Genomic DNA, 18,172 nt, shown 5'->3' on the forward strand with positions numbered 1-18,172 from the left:
TCAAGGGCGAAACGCCGCTTTCTCCATTCGGACGGTATTGTCGCCACCCTATTCGAAAGTCCGCCCGCATGACCGAGCACGACGCTCTCTTTTCCGAACCCCTGCTGCTTCTGGCCGGCGCGGTCATCGCGGCCTCGGTTTTCCGCAAGCTCGGGCTCGGCACCGTGCTCGGTTATCTGGTGGCGGGCATCATCATCGGGCCGTTCCTGCATCTGGTCACGGATGCGAAGGACATCTTCAATGTCTCGGAACTGGGCGTGGTTTTCCTGCTCTTCATCATCGGTCTCGAACTGAAGCCGTCGCGCATCTGGCAGATGCGGCGCGATATCTTAGGGCTTGGGATGGCGCAGGTGCTGGTGACAGGCAGCGTGCTGGCGGCCATTGCCTGGTGGGCAGGGCTGATCGACTGGCGCGGCAGCCTCGTCGCAGGTTTCGGCCTTGCGCTTTCCTCCACCGCCTTTGCGCTGCAAATCCTTGCCGATGACGGCGACATGAATACGCGGCACGGCAACCGCTCCTTTTCGATCCTGCTGTTTCAGGACCTCGCCATCGTGCCGCTTCTTGCCCTCGTCACCATTCTTTCCAACCGGCCGGATGTGCCGACGGATTCGATGGTGTCCGATCTCATCGCCTCCGTCGTCGCGGTGGCCGGCATGGTGCTGGCCGGGCGGTATCTGCTGACGCCGATGTTCCAGATCATCGCCCGCACCGGCGCGCGGGAGGTGATGATCGCCGCCGCCCTCTTCGTCGTCATCGGCGCCGCCGCCATCATGGAGGCGGTGGGTTTGTCGATGGGCATGGGCGCGCTGCTGGCGGGGCTGATGCTGTCTGAATCCTCTTACCGGCACGAGCTGGAGGCCGATATCGAGCCGTTTCGCGGCCTGTTTCTGGCGCTGTTCTTCATGGCTGTCGGCATGTCGCTGCATATCCATATCGTCTATGAGCATATTCTGCTCATCCTGATCGCCGTGCCGGCGATGATGGCGGCGAAGGCGGCACTGATCTATGGCCTTTGCCGCATCGCCGGCTCGTCGCGTTATGCATCGAGCCGCATCGCGCTGCTTCTGGCGCAGGGCGGCGAATTCGGCTTCGTGCTCTTCACCACCGCTGCCGCCTCCGGGCTGTTTCCGCAGGCGACGGCCTCGATCCTCGTTGCCGTCGTCACGCTTTCCATGGCGCTGACGCCCCTTCTGGCGGTGATTTCACGCCGGCTGACGGCGGAGGATGCGGAAGAGGACAAGCTGGAAGAGGATTTCGACGGGGCGGGCGCGGATGTGCTGATGATCGGCTTTTCCCGCTTCGGCCAGATCGCCTCGCAGATCCTTCTCGCCGGCGGGCGCGACGTGACTGTCATCGACAGCTCGGCCGACCGCGTGCGTCAGGCCGCCCGTTTCGGCTTCCGCATCTTTTTCGGCGATGGCACCCGCAAGGACGTGCTGATCGCCGCCGGCATCGAGCGGGCCGACCTGGTGGCGGTCTGCACGCACAAGAAGGAAGTCACCGACCGTATCATTGACATGATCCAGTCGGAATTTCCAAGCGTGCGCATCTATGCACGCTCCTATGATCGCATTCATTCCATCGATCTCAGGAAAAAGGGCGTGGAATATGAAATCCGCGAGACGCTGGAATCCGGTCTGCTGTTCGGCAGGCGCATTCTGGAGGGGCTGGATATGGATGGCGAAAGGGCGCTCGCCATCTCCGACGACATTCGCGAACGGGACGAGGAGCGATTGCAGCTACAGGCCGTGGAAGGCCTCGCCGCCGGCCGGCAGATGCTGCACAACAAGCCGGTGCGCGAGGTGAAGCCCGAACCGCTGATGAAGCCGAAGACCAAGGCGGAAAAGTGGGAAGAAGAAGAGGATGCGGAGGACAGCGAGACGGAAGTTTCGCTGTGAATTGAGTTCAACTTAGTGACTGGGAGCGCCGCGCTTGTTTCTTCTCCCCGCCGGGGAGAAGTCCGCGGCAGCGGGATGAGGGGGCAAGAGTAGCGATATTCGGAGAGGGTACCCCCTCATCCGGCCCTTCGGGCCACCTTCTCCCCCTCGGGGAGAAGAAAACTCGCCTCACTCGTCACGCCTCCACACCCTGCCCGCGGTGAAACAGTTCCACCTGCATGTCGATCTGCCGTTTCAGATCGTCCTTGATGCCAGCCGATGCGTTCAGCACCTCTTCGGACTTCAGGAAATCCAGCACACCGAAACGGTGCACGGGCGGGCGCAGGAAAATATGCGGCGGGCGTAGCCTCAGTTTCAGGGCAATCGCCGCCTGCATCATCAGCTGGCTGGCGCCGAACAGGCTGTCCAGCCGGTTCGGCATGGTGGTTCCATCACCTTCCGGGCCACCGACGACATCAACGCCGATGACGATATCGGCGTGATCGAGCAGATGCTCATAGGGCACCGGATTAAAAATGCCGCCGTCGATCATGATGCGGCCATCGATACGCACCGGCATGAACAATGCGGGAATGGCGGCAGATGCGGCCAGCGCCTGGATGATCTCGCCGCGTTCCACCACCACTTCGGTCTGGGCGTAATAATCCGTGGCTATCACTTTAAGCGGAATGGCAAGCTCGGAAAAATCCTTCGGCAGAGCCTGCGGCATCAGGGCGTGCAGGATGAGTTCGAGGTTGAACTGCCCGAGGCGAAAACCGTCCACCGCATGGCGCATCGATGCCGGGCCGAGGCTCCAGAGCCGGTTGGCGACCGAGCCTTTTCGTCCCATCAGTTCAAGTGTGTATTCACGGATTTCCCGGCCGGTCATGCCGGCCGCCATGCCAGCGCCGATGATGGAGCCGATGGACGAACCGGAAATCGCCACGGGCCGGATGCCGAGTTCGTCCAGCGCCTCGATGACGTTGATGTGGCAGATGCCGCGTGCGCCGCCGCCGCCGAGCGCCAGTCCAAAGGTCGGCTCATGGCCGCCCGCACCGTCACCTTCGAGAACCTCTTCCCCGGCGCGGACGATCGTTATGCTCTCGTTTACACCCTGCTCCATGCGAATACCCAAATTCTTTCCACGGCAAAGACTCTGCCTATTGCGCAAACAAGACAAGACCGTGGCGTGACGGGAAGGTGTTCCTGTTAGAGCGTTCTCGCTTTTCTTCGAATCGCGAAAACACTCTAACTCTTTGTTATGTCACATTTCCGGACGGAAAACCGGGCTCCGCTTTTCCTGGAAATGCTTTAGGGCTCGTAACGGTAGAAATGCATTTTCGTATCGCCGAAGATGCGGCTTTCGAGCGGTTTGAAAACCGGATCGACCTTGACCGTCACATCGCCGCGCTCTTCGAGGATGGCGAGCGCGCCGGGGTTCAGCCAGCCGCCGCCATGGGCGGCCGCGAAAGCCTTCTCGCCATGGCCATAGCCATAGGGCGGATCGGCGAAGAGAAGATCGAAGGGTTCGATATTGTTGACGCCGCCGAGCTTGGTGGCGTCACGCCGCAGGATACGGGCGCGGCCATGCAGACCCAGCGCATCGATATTTTCCCAGAGCAGCCCCCTGCCCTCGACGCCGTTTTCGACGAAGAGCGCCACGCGACAGCCGCGCGAAAGCGCCTCCAGACCGACCGCACCGGTTCCGGCAAAAACATCCAGAACGCGCGTGCCATCCAGACTTTCCGGATAGGCATGGCTCAGAATATTGAAGAGGCTTTCCCGCGTCCTGTCGATGGTCGGACGAATGGAATTCGATTTCGGCGCGGCCAAACTCCGGCCGCGGAACTCACCGCCTACGATCCGCATTACGTGTCATTCCCCTGCCTCCAGAAGGTTTGCCACCCGGGCCTTTGCCGCCCGGCTTGCCGCCGCCGGGACCACCGGGGCCTTTGCTCTTGCCTGAGAAACCCGAACGTTCGCCACGCTCGCCCGACTTTCCGAAAGATGGCTTGCCGAATCCGGATTTACCGGCCGGCTTGCCGCCACGGGGCTTTTCGCCCGCCGGGCGCTCGCCGCGTGGGCGGTCACCGTCTTCACGGGGTCTGTCGCGGAACGGACGGTCACCGAAAGGTTTTTCACCGCGAGCGGTGCGATCACCAAAACTCTTCTCGCCACGTGGGCGGTCGCTGCGCGGGCGATCACCCTCTTCGCGCGGCTTGTCACGGAACGGCCGGTCGCCGAAAGGTTTGCCGCCGCGTGCCGGGCGGTCGCCGAAGCTCTTTTCACCGCGCGGACGATCACCCTCTTCACGCGGCCTGTCGCGGAATGGCCGGTCGCCGAACGGCTTTCCGCCGCGCCCACCACGATCACCAAAGCTCTTTTCGCCACGCGGACGGTCGCCGCGTCCGCGGCCACCTTCTTCTTCGCGGGGGGAATCCGAACGGATCCACTCGCCCTCGGCATCCGCATGCCGCACGACATTGCGCCGCGCTTCGTCCTGGGCGGAAGGCTTCTTGAAGAGGTTTTCGGCTTCCGCGCGGGCGGAAGACTTGCGCTCCTTGCCGTCACGGGTGGGCCTTGCACCGGGCGCCATCCAGACATTGGCCGTGCGGCTCGTGCCGGCGGCCTGGCGTGGGCGGCGGTCGTCGCCTTCATCCTCGCTGCGGCCCTTGGCGCCAAATTTCCCGGCGGGCTTCGAGCCGAACTTGCCGGCCGGCTTGTCGCCGCGCTTGGTGTCGAGACGGCCGAGCGCCTTTTCACGACGATCCTCGGACTTGCCGCTCTTTTCGAAGCGCGGCTTGCCTTCCGGCGCATCGCTCTTTGCCCATTCGGATTTCACGGGCCGCTTCGGCGCGTCGTCTTCTTCATCCTCAACGGGCGCATTGTAGATCGGCGCGTCGAAATTGGCGCCAGCCTGTTCGATCAGACGCGGGCCGAGCTGGTCGCGCAGCATCCGGCCGCGCACTTCCAGCACCTTGCCTTCAGCGAGATCGCCGAGCTGGAACGGACCGTAGGAAACGCGGATCAGCCGGTTGACCTCGAGACCGAGCGCGCCGAGCACGTTCTTGATTTCGCGGTTCTTGCCTTCACGCAGGCCCATGCTGATCCAGACATTGTGGCCCTGGGTACGGTCGAGCGTGGCGTCGATTGCGCCGTAGAGCACGCCGTCGACGGCAATGCCTTCCTTCAGCTTGTCGAGCGCGGCCTGATCGACCTCGCCATGGGCGCGCACGCGGTAGCGGCGCAGCCAGCCGGTGGTCGGCAGTTCCAGCACGCGGGAAAGTCCGCCATCGTTGGTGAGCAGCAGCAGGCCTTCGGTATTGATATCGAGACGGCCGATGGACAGAACGCGCGGCAGTTCACCGGGCAGATTGTCGAAAACGGTCGGGCGGCCTTCCGGGTCGGAGTTGGTCGTCACCAGACCGGCGGGCTTGTGGTAAAGCCACAGGCGCGTGCGCTCGGCGCCGCGAATCGGCATGCCGTCGACTTCGATCTTGTCGGAGAGTGTGGCGTTCACCACCGGCGTATCCAGCTTGACGCCGTTCAGCGACACGCGGCCTTCCATGATCATGCGCTCGACATCGCGGCGCGAGGCCACACCGGCGCGCGCCATGATCTTGGAAATGCGCTCGGGCTTGGAAGCGCCAACGGTTTCCGGCACCGGGGCGGCCTTTGCCTCGGTCGGTTTCTTTTCGCGCTCTGGGGCGGGCTTGCCGGGGCCTTTCGGCTTCCTGTCGCGGCTAAATGTCTTGCCGCCGTCACGCTTCGGCTTGTCTTTAAAAGTCATTTGCTGTTTGCCTGTTGTTTGGGCTGTCCTATCAGGTCCAAGCACAAGGGTTAAGAGGAAATTGAAACGCAATGGCCGAAAGGACGCATTTCATGGAGCTGGCGCTTTCGGAAGCCCGTGCCGCGGCTAAGCGGCAGGAGGTTCCGATAGGCGCGGTACTGGTTATGGACGGCCGCGTCATCGCCCGTTCCGGCAACCGCACCCGTGAATTGAAAGATGTGACGGCTCACGCCGAAATCGCCGTGATCCGCATGGCCTGCGAAGCGCTGGAGCAGGAACGCCTGCCCGGCGCCGATCTCTACGTGACACTGGAGCCCTGCACCATGTGTGCGGCGGCAATTTCATTTGCCCGTATCCGCCGGCTCTATTACGGCGCGCGAGACCCGAAGGGCGGCGCAGTGGAGAGTGGCGTGCGTTTCTTCAGCCAGCCGACATGCCACCATGCGCCGGATGTCTATTCGGGACTGGCGGAAAGCGAAAGTGCGGAAATCCTGCGGCAATTTTTTCGCGAGAAACGCCTCGACGATTGAGCGGCCGGCGGGAGACGCAAGCTTTCCCGCAGGCCATCAGCCATTCGTTATTACTGGAAGGGGTTCCACCAGCTCTTGCCGGTATTTGCCACGGCCGCTTCTTTCTTGCGGCGCTTTTCCTTCTTCAGCTCCGGTTCGCCGAGATCGGTCAGCTGATCCTGCGGAACGCTGCGGTATTCAGCCGGCGGATCGGTGAGGAACCTGCGCTGGGCGTTGACGACGGAGCCGCCCTGGGCTTCGGCCTTGGCCTTGCGGAAGGCTTCCCATTTCTGGGTTTCGGTCATCTGGCCGGCGGTGCCGTTGCCTGCAAGCAGCGGCGAGCGATAATGCGGGTTGTTCTTGTTGGCATCCGCCTCTTCGCGCAGGCGTTCGCGGGTTTCTTCCGGCGATTCGACCCATTGCGGATTGTTTTCGCGGCTTGCCATGTTCTGCTGCGGCGTGGCCAACTGTTCGGCACGGGCCTGAGCAGGAACGACGAGGCCCGGGCGGGGGCTGTATTTCAGGTTGCGCTTTTCCTGGTCACTGCCGGTGATCGAGGTCGCGTTGCCAAGATCGTCGACAAGCTGTTCCGCCGCCGTCTTGCCCGTGCCGTAGGTCGGGCTCGTGCACGCGCCGAGCAACACGCCTATCGTCGTGATGCCAACAACCGTGCGAAACATGCCCAAACCCTGCGCATTACCCTGCATCGTCTTCATTGAAACCCTTCCAGCCGTCCGTCCCACTTCGCCAGACATCGTCTTTCGGCAGGCGGCAGCCCGCATTGCCGTGCAAATCCGGCCATTTTCAGGCAGGTGTACCGGATGAAGAGGCAAAGCGCAATTCATCCGGTCATTTTCGTTACGAGAGTGCGGCAAGCTCACGCAGGGCCGCTGCATCGCGGGCAGAAACGTCAGGATAATCCGGATCGGACCCGACATCGGTGGTGATGCGCCACGAACGCGCGCATTTTTCACCTTCCGCGAGCTTCTGCTCGACCACAACCTTCGGCACTTCCGGCAGGCGGAAGCCATCGGCAGGGCCTTCGTCACCCACAACCGTGATGGCCGAGGTGATGCAGATTTCGGCGAAGTCCTGATCCTTCAGCGCGGCCAGCAGATCGGCGTCGGCGATGTGGACGACAGGTGCCGCCTCCAGCGAGGAGCCGATGCGCTTTTCACGGCGCTCGACTTCAAGCGCGCCCGTCACGACGGTACGGACCTTGCGGATTTTCTCCCACTTCGCTTCCAGCGCATCGTTCTTCCAGTTTGCCGGGATTTCCGGGAACTGGGCGAGATGCACCGACTCCGCATCCGGGTAACGCGACAGCCACGCTTCTTCCGTGGTGAAGGGCAGCATGGGGGCAAGCCACGTCACCAGGCAATCGAACAGCTTGGCAATGACCGACAGGGCCGCGCGGCGCTTCAGCGACGACGGCGCGTCGCAATACAGCGTGTCCTTGCGGACGTCAAAATAGAAGGCCGAAAGCTCGACATTGGCAAAGTCGATCAGCGCGCGGGCGATCTTCTTGAACTCGAAGCCGTCATAACCTTCACGGACAACGCCATCCAGTTCGGACAGGCGGTGCAGCACCAGCTTTTCCAGCTCCGGCAGATCGTCATAGGCGATCTCCTCGCCCTCAAAATGGGCGAGCGTGCCGAGCATCCAGCGGATGGTGTTGCGCAGCTTGCGATAGGCATCGACATTGGTCTGGATGATGGCCTTGCCGAGGCGCTGGTCTTCCCAGTAATCCGTGGTCATCACCCACAGGCGCAGGATGTCGGCACCCGACTGGCTCATGACTTCCTGCGGGGCGACCACGTTGCCGAGCGACTTCGACTGCTTGCGGCCCTGCTCGTCCATGGTGAAACCGTGGGTGACAACGGCATTGTAAGGCGCACGGCCGCGCGTCGCGCAGCTTTCAAGCAGCGACGAATGGAACCAGCCGCGATGCTGGTCGGAGCCTTCGAGATAGACATCCGCCGGCCACTTCAAGTCTGGGCGGTCTTCCAGCGTGAAGGTGTGGGTGCAGCCGCTGTCGAACCAGACGTCGAGGATGTCCATGACCTGCTGCCACTTGGCGTGGTCGTGATCATTGCCGAGGAAGCGTTCCTTGGCGCCTTCGGCGAACCAGGCGTCCGCACCTTCGGCCTCGAAAGCCTCGAGGATGCGGGCATTGACCGCCTCGTCGACCAGAACCTCGCCCTTGTCGTCGGCGAAGACGGCGATCGGCACGCCCCAGCTGCGCTGGCGCGACAAGACCCAGTCCGGGCGGCCTTCGATCATGGCGCGCAGACGGTTCTGGCCGGAGGCCGGAACGAAACGCGTCTGGTCGATGGCGGAAAGCGAACGCGAGCGCAGGGTCGTGCCGTCGCCCAGTTCCTTGTCCATATAGACGAACCATTGCGGCGTGTTGCGGAAGATGACCGGCTTCTTGGAGCGCCAGCTATGCGGGTAGCTGTGCTTCAGGCGGCCGCGGGCAAACAGGTTGTTTTCCGCGATCAGCGCCTTGATGACGCGGTCATTGGCATCGCCCTTCTTGCCGTTATCATCCATGACACGAGCAGCACCGCCTTCGGCCGACGGGCCGAAACCGGGGGCGTCTTCGGTGTAGAAACCGTCATCGCCGACCGTGAAGGGGATCTTGGAGGAGATGCCGCGCGCTTCCAGATCGCGCGCCTGCGCCATCCACGCGTCAAAGTCTTCGCGACCATGGCCTGGAGCAGTATGCACAAAGCCGGTACCGGCATCGTCGGTGACGTGATCGCCATCGAGCACCGGAACAGGGAAGGTGTAACCCAGCGATGCCAGCGGGTGGGCGCAGCTGACAGCCGCGAGCTCTTCCGCCTTCACGTCGCGCAGGCGTGTAAATTCGAGCTTTGCCTTGGCAAAGCATTCCGCTGCCAGCTTGTCTGCGAAGACGAGTTTTTCACCCGGCTGCGGCCCGAAATTATTCGCAGCCGCCGTGACCTCATAAAGGCCATAGGCGATGCGTGACGAAAACGAGACGGCGCGGTTGCCGGGGATCGTCCACGGCGTGGTCGTCCAGATGACGATGGAAGCGCCATTGAGCTCCGCAGAACCTTCAACGACCGGGAACTTCACCCAGATCGTGTCGCTCTCGACGTCATGATATTCGACTTCCGCTTCCGCCAGCGCCGTGCGCTCCACGACCGACCACATGATCGGCTTGGAACCGCGGTAGAGCTGGCCGCTCTTGGCAATCTTCAGCAATTCGCCGGCGATGCGCGCTTCGGCGTGGAAGTTCATCGTCGTATAGGGGTTTTCAAAATCCCCCTCGATGCCGAGGCGTTTGAACTCCTCGGACTGGACCTTGATCCAGCCGGCCGCAAACTCACGGCACTCCTGGCGGAATTCGTTGACCGGAACTTCGTCCTTGTTCTTGCCTTTGGCGCGATAGGCTTCCTCGATCTTCCATTCGATCGGCAGACCGTGGCAATCCCAGCCCGGCACGTAATTGGCGTCGTAACCGCGCATCTGGAACGAGCGGGTGATGACGTCCTTCAGGATTTTATTGAGCGCATGGCCGATGTGGATATTGCCGTTGGCGTAGGGCGGGCCGTCATGCAGCACGAATTTTTCGCGGCCGGCGGCGGAGGCGCGCAGGCGTTTGTAGAGGCCCATTTCCTGCCAGCGTTTCACCGTTTCCGGTTCCTTCTGCGGCAGGCCGGCGCGCATCGGAAAATCCGTCTGCGGCAGATAGAGGGTGGAGGAGTAATCCAGTTTTTCTGCGGTGTCGCTCATAATCGTACCGTTGTTGCGCGCCGTGTCGGTCGCGCCGTCTCAATTTCAAAGAGGGCAAATACGGAAAGCGCCATGACCAAAGTCATGACAAGCGCCAAAATCCCGGACCTTCCGGCTCGTCAGAGCGGGCGGAAGGCCGGGCCAATAATTCGGCCAATCTGAGTTTTGAACATCAACCGGTATTGGGACATTGCCGGTTGTTTATGCGGTTTTCCGGCAAAAAGGAAGAGAAAAGCGACGGCAATATCGGCTGGAACAGAGGCTGACCGGCCTTACCCGGTCAGAACGCGATCCTGGCGTCCAGTTCGCTGAGCGGACGCACGCCCGATAACATCGCCCTCGCCTCTTCTTCATCGCGCCTGATCTGGGCGACGAGCGGATCGAGACCGTCGAATTTCAGCTCGTCGCGCAGGTGCCCGAAGAACGAGACCGAACAGACCTCGCCATAGAGATCGCCGGAAAAATCGAAGACGAATGTTTCAAGCAGCGCCGCGCCGTTTTCAGTGACGGTCGGGCGATAACCGAAGCTCGCCACGCCATCGCGGATCGAACCGTCCGGGCGGCGGAACCGCACGGCATAGATGCCCGCTTTCAGTTCCGTTTCCGGCGCCAGCGCCATATTGGCGGTGGGATAACCCAGCGTGCGGCCGAGCTTCTGGCCGCCGATGACTTCGCTTTCCACCGTGAAGCGATAACCGAGCAGGCCTGCGGCGCCCGCCACATCGCCTTCGCATAGAAGCGAGCGAATCCGGCTGGAAGAGACGACATCCGCACCCTCGTCGCGGAAGGCATCCACCAGCGTCACGTCGAAGCCATGGCGTTTGCCGGCCTCCATCAGAAATGCCGGGCCGCCTTCGCGGCCCTTGCCGAAATGGAAATCGAAGCCGGTGACGACAGCGCTGGCGTGGAGCCAATCGACCAGAATGGACTGGACGAATTCTTCCGCCGAGCGCTGCGAAAATTCCCGGTCGAAGGGATATTCGATGACGGAGCGGAAACCGATGGCCTCAAGGATGCGCGCCTTGAGGGGCGCGGGCGTGAGACGAAAAACCGGCGTATCGGGACGGAAGACGGAACGGGGATGCGGCTCGAAGGTCAGCACCAGCGCGGGAACGCCACGGGCGTCCGCCAGTTCCAGGGCACGATCCAGCACAGCCCGGTGGCCGCGATGCACGCCGTCGAAATTGCCGATGGCGATGACGCCGCCGCGAAGAGCTTCCGGCAGCGGCTCCTTTTTTTCATTGCGGTGAAAGACGGTCATGGCAATCGATCCATTCCTGCGCCAGCTATTCCTTGAGGCGAGATGTCCTCAGGCGAGACGGGGCATCCACCAGCCGGGAGCAGCACCCTGCCCCTTGAGATAGGCGTTGAGAAGCGCCTCGTCCGTCTGGCCGTTCAGCGTATATTCGGCGGCGTGAATGCCGCCGCTGATATAAAGAAGGTTGAGACCGCTCGCAATCGCGCCCTTCACATCCGTTGGCATGCCGTCGCCGATGGCAAGCACGCGATCCTTGGCGAAAGCGCCGCGCACTTCTTTGGCCGCCGCAAGGCAGGCTTCATAGATCGGCGCATGCGGCTTGCCAGCAATGCGGACCTCGCCGCCGAGCTGTTCGTAGTAAGCGGCCATGGCGCCGGCGCAGGGAATGATGCGCTCGCCGCGCTCCACCACCAGATCGGGATTGGCGCAGATCATCGGCACGTTGCGGGCAATGAAGCCCTTGAGCATTTCGGTATAATCCTCGGGCGTTTCCGTCTCGTCATCGAAAAAGCCGGTGCAGACCACGGACTGCGCTTCCGCCTCGCTGACACGCTCGACATCGAGACCGTCCAGCAACGGCAGATCCCGCTCCGGGCCGAGCAGGAATACTTTTTTCGGGCCTTCCGCAATCAGGCCGCGGGTGACGTCACCGGAGGTGATGATGCGGTCATAGGCCTCATCCGGCACGCCGAGAACGCGAAGCTGGGCGATGACGCCGGGAGCGGGGCGCGGCGAATTGGTGATGAGCACCACCGTCTTGCCGGCCTCGCGCGCTTCCCGCAGCGCAACTGCCGCATCCGGAAAAGCGCTGACGCCATTGTGCAGCACGCCCCAGACATCCGAAAGAATAACGTCGAACCCAGCCGTAATTTCGCCGAGAGTGAGAATGCGATGGGCCATGAGATGCTTTCCGGATGCGAGAAGAGGGTGAGCGTCACATCGCAAAGCGGGACGCCGATGGCAAGGAAAAAAGCGCCGCCAGACCGGTCTTTGGCCCGCCTGACGCAGCATGAACACAAATGCCCCTTAGATGCGATGCGGCCGCAACGGGCAAAAAGAACGACGTCGCCGCGCTCGTCCGCGCATGGGAAATTTCTGTCATGGAACGCTGATAACCATAAGCCATGAAATTTTTCAGACAGGGCGTTCTTGACTCCGGCAGAAGCCCTCCTTATCTCGGTTCCGCTGGCACTCGATAAAGGAGAGTGCTAACACCCATCAGGCGAGTTCCAAAAGCTCGCGCAGTCATTTGATCGAGGGATTAGACAATGACAAGCACCAATTTCCGCCCGCTTCACGATCGCGTCGTCGTTCGTCGCGTTGAGTCCGAAGAAAAGACCAAGGGCGGCATCATCATTCCCGACACCGCCAAGGAAAAGCCGCAGGAAGGCGAAATCGTCGCCGTCGGTTCCGGCGCACGTGACGAGGCCGGCAAGGTCGTCGCTCTCGACGTCAAGGTTGGCGATCGCGTTCTGTTCGGCAAGTGGTCGGGCACCGAAGTCAAGCTCAACGGCGAAGACCTTCTGATCATGAAGGAAGCCGACATCATGGGCATCATCGGCTGATTTCAGTCGACCCATCGTTTCCTTAAATTTCAAGCCGGACCCGGTCCGGCCATTCGAAACCAGGAGTTTTGAAAATGGCAGCCAAAGAAGTAAAATTCGGCCGCACAGCACGCGAAAAGATGCTCAAGGGCGTCGACGTTCTTGCTGATGCAGTGAAGGTAACCCTCGGCCCGAAGGGTCGTAACGTCGTCATCGACAAGTCCTTCGGCGCTCCGCGCATCACCAAGGACGGCGTTTCCGTCGCCAAGGAAATCGAACTGGAAGACAAGTTCGAGAACATGGGCGCACAGCTCGTTCGCGAAGTTGCCTCCAAGACCAACGACATCGCCGGTGACGGCACCACCACCGCGACCGTTCTGGCCCAGGCCATCGTTCGCGAAGGTTCCAAGGCAGTTGCTGCCGGCATGAACCCGATGGACCTGAAGCGCGGTATCGATCTGGCCGTTGCTGAAGTCGTCAAGGACCTTCAGGCCAAGGCCAAGAAGATCAACACGTCTGAAGAAGTTGCGCAGGTTGGCACGATCTCTGCAAACGGCGAGCGTCAGATCGGTCTCGACATTGCTGAAGCAATGCAGAAGGTCGGCAACGAAGGCGTCATCACCGTTGAAGAAGCCAAGACCGCTGAAACCGAACTCGAAGTCGTCGAAGGCATGCAGTTCGACCGCGGCTACCTGTCGCCCTACTTCGTGACCAACCCGGAAAAGATGGTTGCGGACCTCGAAGACGCATACATCCTTCTGCACGAAAAGAAGCTCTCGAACCTTCAGGCCATGCTGCCGGTTCTCGAAGCCGTCGTTCAGACCGGCAAGCCGCTCGTCATCATCGCTGAAGACGTCGAAGGCGAAGCTCTTGCAACGCTCGTCGTCAACAAGCTGCGTGGCGGCCTCAAGATCGCTGCTGTCAAGGCTCCTGGTTTCGGCGACCGCCGCAAGGCCATGCTGGAAGACATCGCCATCCTGACCGGTGGTACCGTCATTTCCGAAGACCTCGGCATCAAGCTCGAAAACGTTACCCTCGACATGCTCGGCAAGTCGAAGAAGGTTTCGATCTCCAAGGAAAACACCACGATCGTTGACGGCGCCGGCCAGAAGTCCGACATCGAAGGTCGTGTTGCCCAGATCAAGGCCCAGATCGAAGAAACCACCTCCGACTACGACCGCGAAAAGCTGCAGGAACGTCTTGCCAAGCTCGCTGGCGGCGTTGCCGTTATCCGCGTCGGCGGTTCGACGGAAGTTGAAGTGAAGGAAAAGAAGGACCGCATCGACGACGCTCTCAACGCGACGCGCGCGGCCGTTCAGGAAGGCATCGTACCGGGCGGCGGCGTTGCCCTGCTGCGTTCGTCCACGAAGATCACCGCAAAGGGTGAAAACGACGACCAGGAAGCCGGTATCAACATCATCCGCCGCGCCCTGCAGGCTCTGGTTCGCCAGATTGCAGACAACGCAGGTGACGAAGCTTCCATCGTTGTCGGCAAGATCCTCGAGAAGAACGAAGACAACTACGGCTACAACGCCCAGACCGGCGAATATGGCGACCTGATCCAGCTCGGCATCGTCGACCCGGTCAAGGTTGTTCGTACGGCTCTGCAGAACGCAGCTTCGGTTGCTTCGCTGCTGATCACCACCGAAGCCATGATCGCCGAGCTTCCGAAGAAGGACGCTCCGATGCCGGCAATGCCGGGCGGCGGCATGGGCGGCATGGACTTCTAATCAGTCCTGTCACCGGATTAAGAAAGGGCGGTCTCCGGATCGCCCTTTTTTCGTTGCCGCCCATGCCCTTTAAGTGGTCCGGCGTCGCAAGCGCGCCCGACGGGCGGCATGGACTTCTAATCAGCCCTGTCACCGGATTAAGAAAGGGCGGTCTCCGGACCGCCCTTTTTCTTTGCCGCCCGTGCCCGTTAAGTGCGTCCGGCGTCGCAAGCGCGCCCGACGGGCGGCATGGACTTCTAATCGGTCCTGTCACCGGAATTAAGAAAGGGCGGTCTTCGGACCGCCCTTTTCTTTGCCGTGCCTGTGGGATTGCCGGAAGGCGGCGCACCTTATCGACGCTCTCGCAAGAGATGCCTCATGAAATCAACAGGTTGCATAATTCTGAAGGCCGAAAGCGGAAGGGTTCGTGTATTGTCCCGTTTTGGAACAGGCCTGATTTTATCCGGCTATTTTTGCAACCCCATGCAATAATGGGGCACATCCAAGAGCGAATCACCGCCCCATACGGGGCCGATTTCCACTCGGATCGGCTTATAAGTGCGCTATTTAGTTGTGCTTTTTCGCATGTCTCGCGATTTTGAAGAAGAAATACATAATATTTTTGATTTTCTCACTGACTGGTTGTTGTAGGCAGGGGAAAATAAACTATAAGTCAGCCCCCGTAAGGGTTCCGCGACGGGGCGGCCAGCATTGAAAGGGGTTTCGATGCCTGGCAAATACGTTCGACTGCGGGTGGCGGTAAAGGTTCAACCTGGCAGTGGCGCTTGAATTGGCGGCGCTGGCACGTGTTCATGCGGGGGCGCGATTTGTTTGAAATATCAAGACGCAACGATGCTCTGCCTGCGGCGGTAACAGCCACGCCCGATCCCCGCACCCTGTCGCATTTCTTCATGTCGGAGGAGTGGAGCAGCGATCTTTCCAGTGGCGTCATCCGCCTCGGCGAACACGCATCGTTCATGCACGGCCTGCCGCCGGGCGAGTGCGGATTGCTCAGCCTTGTCCGCTGTTACGACCGCGCTGACCACGCCCGCGTTCTGGAACTTTTCGAGCAGGTTTCCACCGCACCTTCACGTTTCTGTTTTTCATCCGGCCTCTCCATCTTGCCGGCGATGCGGCAGCCGGTCATCTGCATGGGAGAATCTTCCGGCTTCGACGACGGCCAGCAAGGGCGCATATCAGGGCTTTTCCTGTTTCCGCGCTTTGAGGATATTCGCTTCGCCGCCTGAACATGGCGGGACAGACGCCCAGCACCGTTCACAAAATGAAGACGATTTGTCTTCTATTGTTCATCTTTATGGGCGGATGATTTTCGGTCATTGATGTCTCCAGACATTGCAGTTCAACCGGCGACACGCCGATTATTTACCGGAGATATCCATGTCCAGCAGCCAGAACGTTCTCGTTCTCATCGCCCGTATTCTGCTTTCCTTCATCTTCATCACCTCGGGCTTCAGCAAGCTCGTCGATCCGGCCGGTACGGCCGGCATGATCACGGGTGCCGGCCTACCCGCTGCAACCGCGCTTGCCTATATTGCAGGCCTGTTCGAACTCGTTGCCGGTCTTGCCATTCTCGCTGGTTTCCAGACCAAAATCGCTGCCTGGGCGCTTGCCGTCTTCTGCGTCTTCACCGGTCTGGTGTTCCACAGCGGCACCGTTGCCGTACCCGGCTGGCCTGAGCCGGCTCTTGGCTGGATCAACACGCTGAACGGCATCATGATGGTGAAGAACATCACACTTGCCGGCGCTTATATCCTGCTTGCCGCCTTCGGCCCCGGCGCCTACTCCGTCGACGCCAAGCGCGGCGCGGCTGTGGCCCACGCATAAGCCAAATGGATCGACCAATAAAAAAGCCGCCGGATCGCTCCGGCGGCTTTTTTTACGTCGTCAGACCGCAGCCCTGATGCGCGAGGCGATCTCCTGAACCGCGGCATCGCCGTCATGTTCCGGCTTGCGGGCGCGCACGAAGCAGGCTTCCGAACGGACGATGATGCCGTCGGAGAGAATTTTCAGGTGGTTGGCCTTCAGCGTCGAGCCGGTCGAGGTGATATCGACGATGATATCCGCCTGCCCTGCGGCCGGTGCACCTTCGGTCGCGCCAAGGCTTTCAACGATGCGATAAAGCTGAATGCCGTGCTGGCGCGAAAAGAACTGCTGCGTCAGCCGCCAATATTTGGTGGCGATGGCAAGCCTGCGGCCATGACGGGCGCGGAATTCCGAAGCGACATCGCCGAGATCGGCCATGCTGTCCACATCCAGCCAGATTTCCGGCACGGCGACCACGACATCCGCATGGCCGAAACCGAGGCGTGCGCAGAACTCCACCTGCGCATCGGCATTGGTCAGCCCCTCGCGTACGAGGTCCTCTCCCGTCACGCCGAAATCCACAGTGCCGGCACCGATCTCGCGGGCGATCTCGGAAGCCGAGAGATAGGCGATCTCGATATCGTCGCGCCCTTCGATGCGGCCGCGATAGGAGCGGTCATTGCCGACAGCCGCGACTTTCAGCCTGGCGCGTTCCAGAACGGCGGAGGCGTCTTCTTTCATCCGGCCCTTGGAGGGCAATGCGATGGTAATCATGGCTTGTCGCTCCCGCGCACCGTTTCGATGCGATCCAGCCAGAGCGAAAAGCCCACGGCCGGGATTTTTTCCTGTGCGCCGAGCAGGGTCAGCAGCCGGTCGAAACGGCCGCCACCGGCCAGAACGCTGTCTCCGCCCGCTTCCACCACCTCGAAAACGAGGCCGGTATAATAATCGAGCGGGCGACCGAAGGCCGCGCCATAGGTGACGGTTTCGAGATCGACACCGGCATTGGCAAGCGCTGCGACGCGTTTGTCGAAAGCGGAAAGCGCGCCATCCAGTTTCAGCTTCGCCTTTGCGGCAAAATCCGCCAGAACCTGCGAGGCCTGCGGCAGAGGCGCCTTCAGGGCCAGGAACTGCTTGAGCAGCGCGAAGCTTTCATCCGGCAGGCGCGTGGCGGCAAGCGCCAGTTTTTCCCGCAGGCGGCGGGCGATTTCCTGCGGCGCGCGGCTGGCATTGGTGGAATAGCCGGTCTCCTGCATCACCGTATCGAGATAATCGACCAGCACTGTCTCGTCGCCCGTCGCCAGAAGGCCGGCGACGCGGGCATCGAGACCGGTCATGGGTTTGGGATGCACAAGACTTTCCAGCAGCGCTTCCAGCTGCGCCATATCGCCGAATGCCTGCACCAGCCGCTTCTGCCAGCCGAGCGGCAGGCCGAGGGCGGCAACAACCGCTTCGAACACCTGCTGGTCGCCCAGAGTGACGGCAAGCGACCGGCCCGGCAGCAGGCGCTGCAGAATGCCGGTGGCGTCAATGACGGCACGGGCATCGGCAGCGGCGATATCGGTATCGCCAAGATCCTCGATACCGGCCTGATAAAACTCGTTGGCACCTTCGCGGCGCTGGCGGAAGACTTCGCCGAGATAGGAATAACGCTTCGGCGTGCCGGTCGCCGTCTCGATATGGCGCAGGCAGACGGGAATGGTGAATTCGGGGCGCAGGCACAGGCTCTCACCCGTTTCGCTCTCCGTCATGAAGATACGGCGGCGCAAATCCTCGCCAGCCATATCCAGAAACGGTTCGGCGGGCTGGATGACGGGCGTGTTCACACGGCTCGTGCGGCGCGCGGCGAATTCTTCCAGTAGCTCTCCGGAAAATTCCGGCATGTCGATCAGGGGCATG

The 18,172-nt window shown here is 61.4% G+C and carries 15 protein-coding genes; 6 read left to right on the forward strand and 9 right to left on the reverse strand.

Translation table 11 applies throughout. The features are described 5' to 3' along the window. The first annotated feature begins 68 nt into the window (after positions 1 to 68). On the forward strand, positions 69 to 1,898 hold the full coding sequence (locus BTE54_RS01110) for a monovalent cation:proton antiporter-2 (CPA2) family protein (RefSeq protein ID WP_078051197.1): 1,830 nt from the start codon (positions 69 to 71) through the stop codon (positions 1,896 to 1,898). A 175-nt stretch (positions 1,899 to 2,073) separates the two neighbouring features. Here the strand turns inward: BTE54_RS01110 and BTE54_RS01115 are convergent, their stop codons facing one another. The 3 genes from BTE54_RS01115 to BTE54_RS01125 form a co-directional block, all read right to left on the reverse strand. Next, complete coding sequence (locus BTE54_RS01115; RefSeq protein WP_065654361.1) at positions 2,074 to 3,000, reverse strand: patatin-like phospholipase family protein; 927 nt, start codon at positions 2,998 to 3,000, stop codon at positions 2,074 to 2,076. 188 nt (positions 3,001 to 3,188) lie between these two features. Next, entirely contained in the window at positions 3,189 to 3,746 is a 558-nt protein-coding gene (gene rsmD, locus BTE54_RS01120) for a 16S rRNA (guanine(966)-N(2))-methyltransferase RsmD (protein WP_035259743.1), read from the reverse strand. Then, on the reverse strand, positions 3,727 to 5,667 hold the full coding sequence (locus BTE54_RS01125) for a pseudouridine synthase (RefSeq protein WP_078051198.1): 1,941 nt from the start codon (positions 5,665 to 5,667) through the stop codon (positions 3,727 to 3,729). Before BTE54_RS01125 ends, rsmD begins: the two co-directional genes overlap by 20 nt. Before the next feature lie 71 nt (positions 5,668 to 5,738). On the opposite strand from BTE54_RS01125, the gene BTE54_RS01130 reads away from it, so the two are divergent. Then, positions 5,739 to 6,197 carry a nucleoside deaminase gene (locus BTE54_RS01130; protein ID WP_078051199.1) on the forward strand — a complete coding sequence of 153 codons (459 nt, stop codon included), beginning with the start codon at positions 5,739 to 5,741 and terminating at the stop codon, positions 6,195 to 6,197. Positions 6,198 to 6,247: 50 nt separating this feature from the next. Here the strand turns inward: BTE54_RS01130 and BTE54_RS01135 are convergent, their stop codons facing one another. From BTE54_RS01135 to BTE54_RS01150, 4 genes are all read right to left on the reverse strand, one after another. Further along, positions 6,248 to 6,892 carry a hypothetical protein gene (locus BTE54_RS01135; RefSeq protein ID WP_198939045.1) on the reverse strand — a complete coding sequence of 215 codons (645 nt, stop codon included), beginning with the start codon at positions 6,890 to 6,892 and terminating at the stop codon, positions 6,248 to 6,250. Positions 6,893 to 7,034: 142 nt separating this feature from the next. Then, positions 7,035 to 9,938, reverse strand: coding sequence for an isoleucine--tRNA ligase (ileS, locus tag BTE54_RS01140; RefSeq protein WP_078051200.1), 2,904 nt, complete (start codon positions 9,936 to 9,938; stop codon positions 7,035 to 7,037). A 280-nt stretch (positions 9,939 to 10,218) separates the two neighbouring features. After that, positions 10,219 to 11,199 (reverse strand): bifunctional riboflavin kinase/FAD synthetase, encoded by a 981-nt coding sequence (locus BTE54_RS01145; protein WP_078051201.1) that lies wholly within the window; start codon positions 11,197 to 11,199, stop codon positions 10,219 to 10,221. Between the two features lie 48 nt (positions 11,200 to 11,247). Continuing rightward, entirely contained in the window at positions 11,248 to 12,096 is an 849-nt protein-coding gene (locus BTE54_RS01150; RefSeq protein WP_078051202.1) for a TIGR01459 family HAD-type hydrolase, read from the reverse strand. A 368-nt stretch (positions 12,097 to 12,464) separates the two neighbouring features. Between BTE54_RS01150 and groES the strand changes: the two genes are divergently transcribed. The 4 genes from groES to BTE54_RS01175 all read left to right on the forward strand — a co-directional run bounded on the left by groES (position 12,465) and on the right by BTE54_RS01175 (position 16,294). Beyond that, positions 12,465 to 12,761: a co-chaperone GroES gene (groES, locus tag BTE54_RS01160; protein WP_004440196.1), complete on the forward strand. Its 297-nt coding sequence runs from the start codon at positions 12,465 to 12,467 to the stop codon at positions 12,759 to 12,761. Positions 12,762 to 12,835: 74 nt separating this feature from the next. Further along, a complete protein-coding gene (groL, locus tag BTE54_RS01165; protein ID WP_063947704.1) occupies positions 12,836 to 14,470 on the forward strand; it encodes a chaperonin GroEL in 1,635 nt (544 codons plus the stop codon). Between the two features lie 791 nt (positions 14,471 to 15,261). Continuing rightward, positions 15,262 to 15,696, forward strand: a complete 435-nt coding sequence (locus BTE54_RS01170; protein WP_078051492.1) for a hypothetical protein — start codon at positions 15,262 to 15,264, stop codon at positions 15,694 to 15,696. 151 nt (positions 15,697 to 15,847) lie between these two features. Further along, complete coding sequence (locus BTE54_RS01175) at positions 15,848 to 16,294, forward strand: DoxX family protein (RefSeq protein ID WP_003519535.1); 447 nt, start codon at positions 15,848 to 15,850, stop codon at positions 16,292 to 16,294. Between the two features lie 60 nt (positions 16,295 to 16,354). On the opposite strand, the gene hisG is transcribed toward BTE54_RS01175, so the two are convergent. Together hisG and BTE54_RS01185 are read right to left on the reverse strand one after the other, a co-directional pair. Beyond that, positions 16,355 to 17,047, reverse strand: coding sequence for an ATP phosphoribosyltransferase (gene hisG, locus BTE54_RS01180; protein ID WP_078051204.1), 693 nt, complete (start codon positions 17,045 to 17,047; stop codon positions 16,355 to 16,357). Then, the gene (locus tag BTE54_RS01185) at positions 17,044 to 18,171 is read right to left on the reverse strand and encodes an ATP phosphoribosyltransferase regulatory subunit (protein WP_078051205.1); all 1,128 of its coding nucleotides are present in this window, start codon (positions 18,169 to 18,171) and stop codon (positions 17,044 to 17,046) included. The genes hisG and BTE54_RS01185 overlap by 4 nt, the downstream gene beginning before the upstream one ends. Between the last annotated feature and the right edge of the window lies 1 nt (position 18,172).

Source organism: Agrobacterium sp. YIC 4121 (assembly GCF_002008205.1).
GTDB classification, from domain to species: domain Bacteria; phylum Pseudomonadota; class Alphaproteobacteria; order Rhizobiales; family Rhizobiaceae; genus Agrobacterium; species Agrobacterium leguminum.